Origin of the sequence: Paenibacillus kobensis NBRC 15729, assembly GCF_004000825.1 — a bacterium.
GTDB classification, from domain to species: domain Bacteria; phylum Bacillota; class Bacilli; order Paenibacillales; family Paenibacillaceae; genus Paenibacillus_T; species Paenibacillus_T kobensis.
On sequence record NZ_BILZ01000002.1, the window covers coordinates 215,799 to 230,460 of the forward strand.

Here is a 14,662-nt window from a genome sequence, read left to right on the forward strand (position 1 = left end):
CTCTACAGCCGGGACAACGCAATGTCATTCGCCTGAATCGTCAAATCGATGTCCTCTTCGGAATGCACACCAGACACGAACATTCCCTCGTACTGGGATGGAGCAACGCTTACGCCCAGATCAAGCATCGAAGCGAAGTACGCGCGGAATTGGTCCAGATTCGACGTCTTGGCCGTCTCGAAGTTGATGACATGCGTGTCTGTGAAGAACGGGCATACCATCGAGCCAACGCGGTTGATCGTAGAGGCAATGCCATGCTTCGCCGCGTTCGCCTCGAAGCCGAGCTGCAGCCGCGTCGACAGACGCTCCAGCCGCTCGTACACTTCCGGCGTCATCAGCTTAAGCGTCGTATAGCCTGCCGCCATAGCAAGCGGATTGCCCGACAGCGTGCCTGCTTGATAGATCGGACCTGCCGGAGCCATCTGCTCCATCAGATCACGTCTGCCGGCGTATGCGCCCACCGGTAGTCCGCCGCCGATTACTTTGCCAAGGCAAGTCAAATCGGGCGTAATGCCGAACAGCCCTTGCGCGCAATGATAGTTCACGCGGAAGCCCGTCATAACCTCGTCGAAAATGAGCAGGCTGCCGTATTTCGTCGTAACGTCGCGCAGTCCTTGAAGGAAGCCGGGCAGCGGAGGCACAACACCCATATTGCCGGCAACCGGTTCGACAATAACGCAGGCGATCTGCTCGCCGAACTTTTCGAATGCAAGCTTGACGGATTCGATATCGTTATACGGCACCGTAATTGTATGGGAAGCAATACTTTCCGGCACGCCCGGGCTGTCCGGGAGACCGAGCGTCGCTACGCCGGAACCGGCCTTAATCAGCAGGCTGTCCGCATGGCCGTGATACGAGCCTTCGAACTTCAAGATTTTGCTGCGCTTCGTATAGCCGCGTGCAAGACGCAATGCGCTCATCGTCGCTTCCGTGCCGGAGTTAACCATGCGCACGATATCTGCCGATGGAACACGTTCGCAGACGAGCTGCGCCATCAACGTCTCCAACTCAGTCGGCGCGCCGAAGCTCGTCCCTTTCTCTGCCGTCCGTTTGATGGCTTCGACAACCTCCGGATGGGCATGGCCCATAATGAGCGGTCCCCACGAAGCGACATAATCGATGTAGCTGTTGCCGTCGATATCATAGACGCGGGAACCGCTTCCGCGTTCCATATATACCGGTGTCAGGCCTACCGATTTAAAAGCGCGAACCGGACTGTTCACGCCGCCCGGAATATATTGTTTCGCCTGCTCGAATGCAGCCTTCGACTTCTCGTCGCGGCGTTGGCGGCTTGAATCTATCGTTTCGCTCATCGTATTCGTCTCCTTCAATCCTGTATGTTCGCTCTTCGCCAGTTAGTCTAGTCTTGCAGCCAGCGAGCGACATCTTTAGCATGGTACGTGATGATCAAGTCCGCACCCGCACGTTTCATGCCCGTCAACGTCTCCAGCGTAATAAGACGCTCGTCGATCCAGCCGTTAGCGGCTGCCGCCTTCACCATCGCATATTCGCCGCTTACGTTATACGCAACAAGCGGAAGATCGAATTGATCCTTAAGCGTCCGGATAATGTCGAGATAAGACAGCGCCGGCTTCACCATGAGGAAGTCCGCGCCTTCCAGCACATCCGACTCCGCTTCGCGAAGCGCTTCGCGCGCATTCGCCGGATCCATCTGATACGTCTTGCGGTCCCCGAACTGCGGCGCCGAGTGCGCCGCTTCGCGGAACGGACCATAATAGGCCGATGCGTATTTGACGGAATAGGACATGATCGGCACATTCGTATAACCGGCCTCATCCAATCCTTCGCGAATCGCCGAGACGAACCCGTCCATCATATTCGAAGGAGCGATAATGTCCGCTCCTGCTTCCGCTTGCGATACAGCCGTCTTCACGAGCAGCTTAAGCGATTCGTCGTTGTCGACTTCAGCCGTACCCGTCAGCTCATGCTGATGCACGATGCCGCAATGGCCGTGATCCGTGAATTGGCACAGACACGTATCCGCGACGACGACGAGCTCCGGCGCCCACTGCTTGATCAGACGCGTTGCCTGCTGCACGATGCCTTCGGCGTCATACGCAGACGAACCGACCGCATCTTTGCTCGACGGAATGCCGAACAAAATAATCGACTTGATGCCTAGCGATACGATTTCGCGGATTTCCTGCTCGAGCAGGTCCAGCGAGAAATGATAGACGCCGGGCATCGAACGGATTTCATGCTTAATGTTCGTTCCATGCACGACATAGACCGGATAAATAAAATCGTTAACTGTCAGCACCGTCTCGCGCACCATGCTCCGCAGAGCAGCCGATGCGCGCAGACGGCGGTGTCTTACCGTTGGGAAGCTCATGCTGGTCAACCTCCTGTAGCTGTTCTCTAATACGATAAATATATAATGGCGGCACTTCCACCGAATAATTCCTAGTCTGTTAGCCTTCCGAACGCTGAGCCATCCTGTGCGCCGCGATAGCAGCTGTGAGCGCCTCGATCGTCGCCTCTTCCGGTTCGATCGATACACGAAGCCCCGCCTCTTGCGCCGTTGCCGTCGTGATCGGTCCGATGCTGGCGATTTGCGTACCGGCAAGCAGCTGCTCCGGCTGCTCGATTCCGCTGCGCCGCAGCACTTCGAGCAAATTCGTTACGGTCGACGAGCTAGTGAACGTCACGACATGAACGGCGCCTTCCTGCAGCAGCTCCAGCACCATTTCATCCTGATGCTCCGCGAGCACCGTCTCGTAGACGTCCAGCTCTACCGCGTCCACGCCGCGGCTGCGCAGCTCGCGCGGCAGCCATTCACGCGCCAGATCGCCTCTAATAAGCAGCGCACGCTGTCCTTGGACAAGCTCGCCCTCGAGCCGTTCGAACAATCCCTCTTGACGGTACTGTGCCGGCAGTTCCTCTACCGCAAGGCCCCGCTCCTGCAGCGCTTCGGCTGTTTTCGGACCGACGGCAGCAATTCTTGCCTTCGAGAAGCGGCGAACATCCGTGCCGGTGCGCCGCAGCCAACGGACGAACGACTCTACGCCATTCACGCTAGTGAAGAGCAGCCAATCGAACGTATCCGCTTCACCGAACGCACGCTCGATCGCGGCCGTCTGTTCCGGCTTGGATACGTCTTTCATCTCAATGACCGGGTACTCGCATGGCTCACCGCCCAGCTCTTCAATCAATTGCACCAAATCGCTTGCTTGTGCGCGGGCACGAGTAACTAGCACACGTGTGCCGAACAACGGTTTCTTCTCGAACCAACGAAGCGTCTCCCGCTGATTGACGACCTCACCGACGACGATAACGGCTGGAGGCTGGAAATTCGCAGCCGCTACTTTCTCGGCAATATTTTCAAGCGTGCCGACCATCGTCTCTTGCTCGACGCGCGTCCCCCAACGGACGAGCGCGACTGGCGTCGACGGCGATTTGCCGTGCTGCATGAGCTGTTCGCTAATGTAGCCAATCTTCGCAACGCCCATAAGAAAAATAAGCGTCCCTGTCGCATTCGTTACTTTATCCCAATGAATGGAGAAGTCCAGCTTCTCCGGACTTTCGTGGCCCGTCACGATCGACAGGGAGGATGCAAAATCGCGATGCGTTACCGGAATGCCTGCATAGGCGGGTACCGCAATTGCAGATGTAATGCCAGGGACGATTTCGAATTCGATTCCGTTCTCAACGAGCAGCTCCGCCTCTTCTCCGACACGGCCGAATATCGTCGGATCGCCGCCCTTAAGACGGGTTACGACTTTGCCTTGCAGTGCCAGATCGACGAGCAGCTGATTAATCTCCTCTTGCTTCATCGTATGACGGTCAGGCAGCTTGCCGACGTATACGCGCTCGGCATCCGGTCTTACATGCGCCAATAGGCGCGGGCTTGCCAATCGGTCATAGACAACGACGTCCGCCTTCTTCAAACATTCCAATCCGCGCACCGTAATCAGCTTCGGATTGCCTGGTCCTGCACCGACTAAATATACTTTCCCCAGCATATCGCCTCAACCCCTAACCTGAGCCAAAATGTCATCTGCACCGTTTGCCCGAAGCGCTGCTGCTACATTCTTGCCAAGCGCTTCCGGATCGGTACCTTTGCCGATCTCTTTCAATAAAATACCGCCGTCCGGCGAACCGACAATGCCGACGAGCTCGATGACCGCGTCTTCAAGCGACCCTTCCGGAGCGTCTTGAGCCGGCGTTACGACAGCGTGAGCGCCGATCGGAATCTGACAGCCGCCGTTCAATGCGCCGAGGAAGCTCCGCTCCGCCCGCACCGCCAGCTCGCTTACCGGATCGTTCAGCAGTGACAGCAGCTCGCGGACTTGTGCATCCGACTCCCGGCATTCGATGCCAAGCGCGCCCTGTCCGACAGCCGGTACGCACAGATCTACCGGCAGCGGCTCGGTAATGCGCGATTCCCAGCCCATTCTCGACAAGCCCGCTGCCGCGAGCACGATAGCATCGAAGTCTTCCGTCTCCAGCTTGCGCAGACGCGAATCGATATTGCCGCGTATCGACACAAGCTCAATGTCCGGTCTGCGGTTTTTCAGCTGGCTGGCGCGCCGCAAGCTGCTCGTTCCGACCTTCGCGCCTTCAGGAAGAGAATCCAGCCCGCCTCCAGTCGACGTAATTAGAGCATCGCGAGGATCAACGCGCTTCGGAACCGAACCGTTCATCAACCCTTCAGGCAGCTCGAAAGGCATATCTTTCATACTGTGTACGGCCATATCGATCTCGCCATCCAGAAGCGCCTGCTCGATTTCTTTTACGAACAGACCTTTGCCCCCGACCTTCGAAAGCGTGACGTCCAGAATGCGGTCGCCTTTCGTTACGATTTTGACGGTCTCGAACGTATAGCCAAGTCCGTGCTGATCGCTGAGCTGCTTCAGTTGATCGATCACTTGTCCTGTCTGTGTCAGTGCAAGAGCACTTTGTCTCGTTCCCACTCGAATAACTCGATTGCCGTCCGGCGTATGGGTTGATGCAGCCATCGGCTACCCCTCCTATGCTAGCTGTTCGGTCAGATGCTTGATCCAATGATCAAGGCTGCCGCGCAGCTCCTTTGTATGTAATAAATGATTTGCACTCTCATCCGTACTGCTGAACGTCTCTGGAAGCATTGCCGCCACAGTCCGCCAGCCCCACTCATCTTCAGCAGCGGCGCGCAATAGTAAACGCCGTCTCGCCGTATCGAGTTGTTCGTCTTCACATCGGCCATCCGCCTCCGCGGAGCGATCCAATAGCCGTTCCCTTAACAGTCGAAGCACGCGCAGCCTTGGTTCATAATCGCTCCCCAGCAGCTGCTCCAGCTGTTGCTTAAGCCGGGCGGCAAGCGCAGGACTTGCCCCTCCGGTCGTCAGAGCGACGATAAGATCGCCTCTGCGAACGACGGCAGGCGTAACCAAATCGCCCGACGCCCCGTCATCTGCCGTATTCGCCCAAATTCGGAGCCGCTGCGCATCATCCGCAACTTGCATGTTCACATTCGGGTTGTTCGTAGCCGCAATGACTAGCGCAGCGTCCGCAAGATCGCCTTCCTGGTAATGACGGCGCAAGACGCGAATGCGTCCCGCTTCTACCCATTCATCCAGCGTCTCTGTCAGCCGGTCGCTAATAACGATGATACCGTCCGCGCCTGCATCCAGCAGCGATGCCACTTTGCGCTGCGCGACCGGCCCGCCCCCGACAACAATACAGCGCTTGCCCGTAAGCCGGAGCATAACCGGATACAATCCGCTTTCGTTGCCAGACATCGGAACACTCTCCTCAACAATCCCTGACATTTAGTGGAAATTCGATATTGGATTCAGCAGCACATTCAGAATGAGGACACCGAATGACAACAGATTGAGCCGGGCTGCTTCGAACCCGACTTGTCCCTGGAGCTTGCGCCGCAACAGGTAGATGACATACAGCACTAGCGCTACAAGCGAGAAAACGACTTTCCAATCGTACAAATAACCCCAACGCCCTTCGACCACGATCGAGACGATCGCGACAGACAGCGACATCGCAAGCAGCGGCGCTCCAGCAGCTATCAAGCGGAAAGAGTACAAATCAATCAATTCCAAGCTAGGCAGCCGGCGAACCGGATTCGTCCACCTTTTCTTCTTCAACTTGCGGTGCAAAAACATATACATCCCTGCGAATATAGCGGAGATCGTCAACGACGCGAACGAGCAGGTCATTAGGCTGACATGCACGACAAGCAAATCTCGGGCCGCCTCATAAGGCTGCGCCGATTGCGCTGGTCCAGGATTCACAAGCAGCAGTGCGGTTAGAACCGCAAAGCCGATTAAGTTGACGATAAACACGATATATTCGATCCGGAAAAACCGGCTGATGACTAGCGAGGTCGTAACAAGAAGCCACGAAAAAGCAAACCAATATTCAAACCCCGATATATAGGCGACGTCCAAATGAGACATAAGCCGATATACGAGGTAGCCGGATTGCAATGCCCATACAAAGACAAGCAGCCCTGCTCCAATCCGTTTGGCACTCCGGTTCGCATCAACGAAGTCGGAGAAATAAAACAGAAGGCTCAGGGCATAAACATACAGCATGGCATCATAAAACCAATTCGATGTAATCATAAGCGCCCCCATCCTCCGTCACCACACAAACAGCAAAAAAACCGCCGCAAGCTTGCGGCGGCTCCTTATGGCGTTGCCGCTGCAACGCCAGCCGGCAATTGAACCGGGGCAGAATCGGCCGCAGATTGCGATTGAGAGGACATCGAAGGCTTCAAGACGTTTGCTTTCTCGGCGCCGTCCTCAAGTGATTGCTCTAGTGCAAACAGCTTGACGAACATGTCCATCGCTTCTCCGGCATGCTTCTCGCCAGCCATTTCTTTGATGCGCATTATCGGATCGCTCATCATTTGATTAACGATACTCTTGGTCAATTTGCGAATTACTTTCAACTCGCGTTCGCCGAGATCCGGCAGCTTCTTCATCATGCTGTCCATCGTTTCGTCATGAATCGTCTCCGCCTTCGTCTGAAGAGCGCGAATAAGCGGAACGACACCAAGCGTCTTGTACCAGTTGCGGAAGGCTTCCAGTTCAAGTGCAATCATCGCTTCGATCTTCGCCGACTCCTTGCGGCGCTGCTCAAGATTGCTCTCGACGATCCCTTCGAGATCGTCAATATCATATAAAAATACGTTGTCAACCGCTGCAATCGTCGGATCCAGATCGCGCGGCACCGCAATATCGATCATAAACAGAGGACGCGATTTGCGCCGCTGCATGGAAGCAGCAACCTGCTCGCGCTTCAGTACGAAGCCGCTCGCACCAGTCGAACTGATGACAATATCCGCCTCATGCAGCCGGCTTATCGCCTCATCCAACGTGCAAGGCGCTCCGCCGAGCTTTTCCGCCAATTCTTCAGCCCGCTCCAGCGTCCGGTTCGCCACAATGACGCGGTCCGCACCGTTCGCAGCCAAGTGCTTGCCCGTAAGCTCGCTCATTTTGCCTGCGCCGATAATCATAACCGTCTTCTTGCCAAAATGACCGAAAATCCGCTTACCGAGTTCTACCGCCGCATAGCTGACCGACACGGCCGCTTCGCCGATCGACGTCTCGGTGTGTGCACGCTTGGCCATCGTCAACGCTTGCTTGAACAGCATATTGAACAGCGTTCCTGTCGCCTTCTCCTTCTGGGCGAACAAGAACGCATCCCTCACTTGTCCGAGGATTTGCGTCTCTCCGATAACCATCGAATCGAGACCGCTCGTAACGCGGAACAGATGCTCGATCGCTTGATCGTCTTCATACATATACAGATGGTTCGTGAACTGCTGTCTCGGCAGATTGAACCATTGCTCCATAAAGCTGCGAATATAATGTCCGCACAGATGATGTCTGTCTACGACCGCGTACAATTCCGTCCGGTTGCAGGTCGCGACGATGACGCCTTCGAGGATGCTCTTGGTTTGCTTCAATTGCCGCAATGCAGCGGGCAAGTCGTGTTCAGCGAACGAGAACCGTTCCCTAACCTCGACAGGCGCCGTACGGTAATTCAAGCCAACTACGATGATGTGCATGCGTCCCTGCCTCCTTCAGATCAAGTATGTACCCTTTATGGTCACGAACATTATAGCATAGTCTCCTGTACGCTGACGCCTTCATTTATGAAAAATGTTTGAAAGAAGCTATGTCCCTAGTGTAGTCAGACAAAACTTCCCTTATTCGCATCCAAAAAGAAATGGCCATGGATTGATGTCCATGACCATTCCTTCTATACAATGCGTTTCGCATGTTCATTCCATCTTGCATCGCTTCGTAATTATACGAGCTCCGCTTGTTTCATTACGGGTTCAACAACTTGCAGTTCACCCATGCCGCGTACGAGCTTCTTCGCATACGAAGCCTTAGGCTTCAATACGGACAGCATGTAATCAATTGCCAGCTGCGGATCCACGGTTTCACCGCAGGTGTAACAGTCGAGCGCCGCAAAGCCCTTCTCCGGATACGTATGAATCGAGAGATGGCTTTCCGACAGGAGTACGAGCACCGTCGCGCCTTGAGGATCGAATTGCTTTGCCTGCATGGAAAGTACGGTAGCACCGCATGCTTCAGCAGCTTCCACCATTTGAGCCTGCAAGGCCTCTGCATTGTTCAGGAGATCAAAATCTACGCCCCAAGTGTCAACAGCAACGTGTCTTCCGAAAGTTGAATATTCCATCTTTCGGTCCCCCTTCCTAGGAATAAAATGTTTAAAAAAATTTCATCCGCTAGGACCTACGTCATTCACTTCCCGAGGGAATAATCTCTCGCAACATTACTATGTCCTGAGTGAATCCTGGTTCCTATTCTGTTCAACGAAAATAAAAATAACATCTATCGATCTGAATTGCAACCCTTTTTTTCGGGCTGTTTGAATCGTTCCTTGGGGTTGAAAAGATCCATCAATTCCGTATATAACGTATGTGGAATTGTCGGACATTGTGCACGGCATTATGTTGATCCCGCCATGATAAATGCCGTTCCACAACAAATAAAAAAGACCGCACCATGTGCGGCCTATCAGGCCATTCCCGTATCTTTCACTTCACGCTTCAAGCACGAACAATTGATGCGTCGCTTCGCGAAGCCGCAGATCGATGTCCTGAAGCTGGCCTTCGTCAACCGTCTGATTGCGAAGGTCGAGCAGCTCGTTGATCGTTCCTTGCACCATCTCGATCTCACGCTCTATGATCGTGGTCCGAAACTGCCGTTCCAGCTGTCCGAGCGTATCCTTGTGCTCGAACACAATTCGTTCGGTACCTCCCGCACTTTCCACAATCCGGCGGACTTGACCCTTATTATAATGATAAATCATCGTATAATTGCTGTAGATCCGATTGACGATCGCATCCCCGCGAAAAGCCGCTACCGCTTTGCGCATCGCATTCGTTAATCCAGGATGAACAAGTCGGCAGGAAAGCACACACACATACACATCTTGATGACGTTCAAATACTAAGCGGATTTCTTCCCTCCCTGCCAAGTCTTCGAGAACAACCTCTTGATTCCCGTTCTCGAGCACCTTCACGCCGTAGCGGATTTGCTGATCCTCGAAGAACCGGACAAAGCGAGACATTTCCTCAACCGACAACTGCAGTTTGGCTTTGACATACTGAGTGGCTAACCGCTGAGCCATAAAATCTCCTCAATTCTTTAAGCTTGCACGACTTTGACTTCTGCCTCAGGTTTATTATACGTCATCCGGAATGTTTATTCCTGCTGAGCGTCCGCGATATTCAAGCGTATTTCTGAATAATCGGCCTGTTTCCTTGATGCGGTCGGCAATATTTCCAATATCCTTTGAATTTGCTCAATCCTTCTTTGCCTTTCTCCTTTACCCGCCGATCGTCTGCAAAATGTGCCCCCACAGCTGGTCGCGGCCTTCTCCCGTTTCGGAAGAATAGCGGATCATCGTATCCCGAGGATCGACTTGAAGCGTTTCCTTCACTACTTTCATATGCTTGTCCCATCGGCTCTTCGGAATCTTGTCCGCCTTCGTCACGACGATGCATGTCGGGATTTCATAATGCTTCAACCAATCATACATTAATTGATCATCTTTAGACGGCTCGTGACGAATATCGATGATAAGAAGAATGAGCTTCAGTTCCTCGCGGTCCTTCAAGTACGTCTCGATCATCCGACCCCAAGCTTCGCGCTCCGTCTTGGATACCTTTGCATAACCGTAGCCTGGAAAATCGACGAAATAAACGAGTTCATTAATTTTGTAATAGTTCAATTGCTGCGTCTTGCCCGGCTGCGAGCTTGTGCGGGCTAAATTTTTGCGCATAATCATGCGGTTGATCAGCGATGACTTGCCGACATTGGAACGCCCTGCCAGAGCGATCTCTGGCAAGGCGTCGGTCGGATATTGGTCCGGTCGTACGGCGCTGATTATAAACTCTGCTGATGTGATTTTCATGTAACGGTTGTCCCTGCTTTCTGTTGTTGCGCTTCGGATTCGTTTTTGGCAAGAATTGGTCCCGCCGGCAGCAGCGCGTGCTTCAGCACTTCGTCCATATGGCCGACCGGCACGAACGTCATCTCGGCCCGTATGCTGTCTGGCACATCGACCAAATCACGCTCGTTATCCTTCGGCAGCAGCACTTTGCGGATGCCGGCCCGGTGCGCTGCTAGCGATTTCTCCTTGAGGCCCCCGATCGGAAGCACGCGGCCGCGCAGCGTAATCTCGCCGGTCATCGCGACCTCGCGCGATACGGGGCGGTTCGTCAGCGCGCTAATAAGCGCCGTGGCCATCGTAATGCCCGCCGAAGGTCCATCCTTCGGAATAGCGCCTTCTGGAATATGAATATGAATGTCGTTCTTCTCATGAAACTGCGGGTCAATATGGAGCTCTTCCGCACGCGTACGCGTGTAACTGAATGCCGCTTGAGCGGATTCTTTCATGACGTCGCCAAGCTTACCCGTAAGCGTAAGCTTCCCGCTGCCCGGCATAACCGTTACCTCGATGACGAGTGTATCGCCGCCGACTTCCGTCCAGGCAAGACCGGTAACAGCGCCAATCTGGTCTTCCTGCTCTGCAAGCCCGTAGCGGAATTTCGAAGGGCCGAGCCAGTCCTTCAGCTTCCCGGCGTCTACAATGATCGGCCCCTCTTGGTTAGAAGCCGATACAATCTGCTTCGCCGCCTTACGGCACAATGCCGCAAGCTGTTGCTCCAGATTACGGACGCCGGATTCCCTCGTGTATTCGCGAATGACCGTTCGAAGCGTCTCATCCTCGACTGTCAGCTGCCCTTCCTCAAGACCGTGCTCCCGCTTCTGCTTCGGAAGCAAATACCGTTCAGCGATCTGCAGCTTCTCAAGTTCGGTATAGCCCGGAATATAGAGCACTTCCATCCGGTCGAGCAGCGGCCGCGGCACGTTATGAAGGCTGTTGGCCGTCGTCACGAACATGACATTAGACAGATCGTACGGCACCTCGATGAAGTGGTCGCTAAAGGTCGAATTTTGCTCCGGATCGAGAACTTCGAGCAATGCGGATGCCGGGTCCCCCCGGAAATCCATCGCCATCTTATCGATCTCATCCAACAGGAATACCGGATTCATCGTGCCAGCCGTCTTTATGCCTTGAATGATGCGCCCCGGCATTGCGCCGACATAAGTGCGGCGATGGCCGCGGATTTCCGCTTCGTCGCGGACGCCTCCAAGCGAGATACGCACGAACTTGCGGTCCAGCGACTTTGCAATCGAGCGTGCGATCGACGTTTTACCAACACCCGGAGGTCCGACGAGACACAGAATCGGTCCCTTCAGCTTCTGAACCAGCTTCTGAACGGCCAAATATTCCAGAACCCGTTCCTTCGGCTTCTCCAGCCCATAGTGATCGTCGTTCAGAATCGCCTCGGCCTTCTCCAGATCGAGCTCGATTCCTTCATCCTTCCCTTTGTTCCAAGGCAATCCTAACAACCAATCGATATAATTGCGGATGACGCCGCCCTCTGCAGAGGTCGACGGCATCTTCTCGAGCCGGTCGATTTCTTTCTCGACCTTCTCCTTCACCTTGTCCGGCAGTCCCGCTTCCGCGAGCTGGGCGCGCAGCTCTTCGACTTCGCCGGCACGCCCTTCTTTATCGCCAAGTTCTTTCTGTATCGCCTTCATCTGCTCGCGAAGGTAATATTCTTTCTGCGTCTTCTCCATCTGCTTCTTGACGCGCTGGTTGATCTTCCTCTCCAACTCCAGCACTTCGCGTTCGTTATGCAGAATGTCCAACAGCTTCTCAAGCCGTGCACGAACGTCGATCGTCTCGAGAATGTCCTGCTTATCGCGTATCTTCAGTGACAGATGACTCGTAATCACATCCGCCAGGCGTCCCGGCTCATCGATGTCGGAGACGGCGGCAAGCGTCTCGGGCGTCACTTTCTTAGACAGATTGATATAATTCTCAAACTGGCTGAGCACGGTCCGCATTAGCGCATCCGTCTCGGAGTCGTCGGTTTCCTGCTCCGGCAGTTCCCGAATCATAACCTCGTAATATTCGTCGTTCGGCAAATAATCGATGACCTCTGCACGAACAACGCCTTCGACGAGCACCCGTATCGTCCCGTTCGGCAGCTTCAGCATCTGACGGACGCGCGCGATCGTGCCGATCCGATATATATCTTCCTGTGTCGGTTCCTCGATGTTCACTTCCGACTGCGAGCAGAGCAGAATCATGTGGTCTTCGACCATTGCTCTCTCCAGCGCCCTGACCGACTTTTCCCTTCCCACGTCGAGGTGGAGAACCATGCTGGGATATACGAGCAGCCCCCTGAGCGGAAGCAGGGGCAGCCTACGACCTTTCGATTTACCCGGCCCCATACCAGCACCTCCATTTGTGTTGTCTATCCTATTTTATCACTCAGCCGAATCCGCCTGCAAATAAGGCACCGTCGGCGTTATGTAACGCTCCTGTGCAGCTGTGGCGTCAAGCAACTGAAACTTCTCTTCCGACTGCGGAAATACGAGCGCGAACACTTCTTCTACCCGGTCGACAGGAGTAATCTTCACACCTTCAAGCCCTTCGAAAATCGCCTGCCAGTTCTCCCTCGGAATAATGACATGCTCTGCGCCGGCTTGGAAAGCCGCTTCCACTTTCGCTAGCACCCCACCTACCGGCTTCACGTTGCCGTGTATGCCGACTTCGCCGGTCATTGCAAGCTTGTTGCTGACCGGTTCGCCTTTGATAGCCGAAGCGATTGCCGTTGCCATGGCGATGCCAGCCGACGGTCCGTCGATCGGCGTGCCGCCAGGGAAGTTAATATGCAGATCGTAATCGTGCGGACGAAGACCGTAGCGGCGCAGCACGGTCAGCACGTTCTCAACCGAGCCCTTCGCCATGCTTTTGCGGCGAAGCGTACGCGATCCGCCGCCAAGCTCCTCCTCGTCCACGACGCCGGTAATCGTAAAGATGCCTTTGCCGGAACGAACCGGAATTGCACTAACCTCGATTTCCAGCAGCGTGCCCATATTCGGGCCATAGACGGCAAGACCGTTCACGAAGCCGATTTGCGGCTCAGCCGGTACTTTCCGGTCGGGTCTCGGCGGAATTTGGCTGCTGTTGACAACCCATTCGATATCGGCAGCCGACAGTTCGCTGCGCTTCTCGGACAATGCAAGACCTGCGGCAAGCTGAATGACGTTCACCGCTTCCCGGCCGTTCGTCGCGTACCGTTTGACAACCTCAATTGCGGCTGGCGATGGCTCGAAGCCTATTTTCTTTACCGCATTGACGGCGATCTGCGATATTTCGTCTGCGAGCAGCGGCCGGAAATAGACTTCCATGCAGCGGGACCGAAGGGCCGCAGGCAACTCTTGCGGCGAACGCGTCGTCGCGCCGACAAGACGGAAATCGGCCGGCAGACCGTTCTGAAACACATCATGCACATACATCGGAATGTTCGCATCTTCAGAGTTGTAATAAGCGCTCTCCAAAAATACTTTCCGGTCTTCAAGAACTTTTAATAGCTTATTCAGCTGAATCGGGTGCAATTCCCCAATTTCATCGATAAACAGAATGCCGCCATGCGCTTTAGTAACAGCGCCCGGCTTCGGCTGCGGAATGCCGGCAACCCCCATTGCGCCTGCGCCTTGATAGATCGGATCGTGAACCGAACCGATGAGCGGGTCGGCAATGCCGCGTTCGTCAAACCGCGCAGTCGTAGCATCGATCTCCGTAAATTTCGCATCCGACAAGAACGGAGACGCCGGATTCTTCTTCGCTTCCTCCAGCACGACCCGTGCTGCTGCAGTCTTGCCGACACCCGGCGGTCCATAAATAATAACATGCTGAGGATTGGCGCTGCACAGCGCTGCCTTCAGCGCACGCAGCCCGTCCACCTGGCCGACGATGTCCTGCATCGCTTGCGGTCTCGTTTTCTCCGCGAGCGGTTTCGTAAGCGAAATGGAACGAAGCTTGCGAAGCTTATCAAGCTCTTTGCGTGATTCCCGGTCAACTGCGGAACGGTTCGTCTTCTGGTTGCGCAGCAAATTCCAAAAGTATAAGCCGATAACGACAGCAAAAAACACCTGGATCAGCATCAGCACAAAACTTAAAGTCATATCTAAATCCCCTCCTTAATGTTTGGCACGGTGGCCAATACAAAAAACACCCGCAGGTCTAATACTTGTCAGTATTCCCTGCGGGTGTTCGAATATACGGAGAGGAC

At 54.5% G+C, this 14,662-nt stretch carries 12 protein-coding genes; all 12 read right to left on the reverse strand.

What is annotated here, in order from left to right; translation table 11 throughout:
* Positions 1–2: 2 nt before the first annotated feature.
* Positions 3–1,313 carry a glutamate-1-semialdehyde 2,1-aminomutase gene (gene hemL / locus PKO01S_RS02575; RefSeq protein ID WP_127529726.1) on the reverse strand — a complete coding sequence of 437 codons (1,311 nt, stop codon included), beginning with the start codon at positions 1,311–1,313 and terminating at the stop codon, positions 3–5.
* 47 nt (positions 1,314–1,360) lie between these two features.
* Positions 1,361–2,353, reverse strand: a complete 993-nt coding sequence (gene hemB / locus PKO01S_RS02580) for a porphobilinogen synthase (protein ID WP_127529727.1) — start codon at positions 2,351–2,353, stop codon at positions 1,361–1,363.
* A 79-nt stretch (positions 2,354–2,432) separates the two neighbouring features.
* Entirely contained in the window at positions 2,433–3,983 is a 1,551-nt protein-coding gene (cobA, locus tag PKO01S_RS02585; RefSeq protein ID WP_127529728.1) for a uroporphyrinogen-III C-methyltransferase, read from the reverse strand.
* Between the two features lie 6 nt (positions 3,984–3,989).
* The gene (gene hemC / locus PKO01S_RS02590; RefSeq protein WP_127529729.1) at positions 3,990–4,979 is read right to left on the reverse strand and encodes a hydroxymethylbilane synthase; all 990 of its coding nucleotides are present in this window, start codon (positions 4,977–4,979) and stop codon (positions 3,990–3,992) included.
* Positions 4,980–4,991: 12 nt separating this feature from the next.
* Positions 4,992–5,741, reverse strand: a complete 750-nt coding sequence (locus tag PKO01S_RS02595; RefSeq protein WP_164779447.1) for a precorrin-2 dehydrogenase/sirohydrochlorin ferrochelatase family protein — start codon at positions 5,739–5,741, stop codon at positions 4,992–4,994.
* A 30-nt stretch (positions 5,742–5,771) separates the two neighbouring features.
* Positions 5,772–6,584, reverse strand: coding sequence for a cytochrome C assembly family protein (locus tag PKO01S_RS02600; protein WP_127529731.1), 813 nt, complete (start codon positions 6,582–6,584; stop codon positions 5,772–5,774).
* Between the two features lie 65 nt (positions 6,585–6,649).
* Complete coding sequence (gene hemA / locus PKO01S_RS02605) at positions 6,650–8,035, reverse strand: glutamyl-tRNA reductase (protein WP_127529732.1); 1,386 nt, start codon at positions 8,033–8,035, stop codon at positions 6,650–6,652.
* Positions 8,036–8,277: 242 nt separating this feature from the next.
* On the reverse strand, positions 8,278–8,676 hold the full coding sequence (gene speD / locus PKO01S_RS02610) for an adenosylmethionine decarboxylase (protein WP_127529733.1): 399 nt from the start codon (positions 8,674–8,676) through the stop codon (positions 8,278–8,280).
* A 366-nt stretch (positions 8,677–9,042) separates the two neighbouring features.
* Positions 9,043–9,633: a non-ribosomal peptide synthetase module gene (locus tag PKO01S_RS02615; RefSeq protein WP_127529734.1), complete on the reverse strand. Its 591-nt coding sequence runs from the start codon at positions 9,631–9,633 to the stop codon at positions 9,043–9,045.
* 198 nt (positions 9,634–9,831) lie between these two features.
* A complete protein-coding gene (gene yihA / locus PKO01S_RS02620; protein ID WP_127529735.1) occupies positions 9,832–10,419 on the reverse strand; it encodes a ribosome biogenesis GTP-binding protein YihA/YsxC in 588 nt (195 codons plus the stop codon).
* Entirely contained in the window at positions 10,416–12,815 is a 2,400-nt protein-coding gene (lon, locus tag PKO01S_RS02625) for an endopeptidase La (RefSeq protein ID WP_174818536.1), read from the reverse strand. The genes yihA and lon overlap by 4 nt, the downstream gene beginning before the upstream one ends.
* 36 nt (positions 12,816–12,851) lie before the next feature.
* Positions 12,852–14,555, reverse strand: a complete 1,704-nt coding sequence (gene lonB, locus PKO01S_RS02630; protein ID WP_127529736.1) for an ATP-dependent protease LonB — start codon at positions 14,553–14,555, stop codon at positions 12,852–12,854.
* Positions 14,556–14,662: the final 107 nt, after the last annotated feature.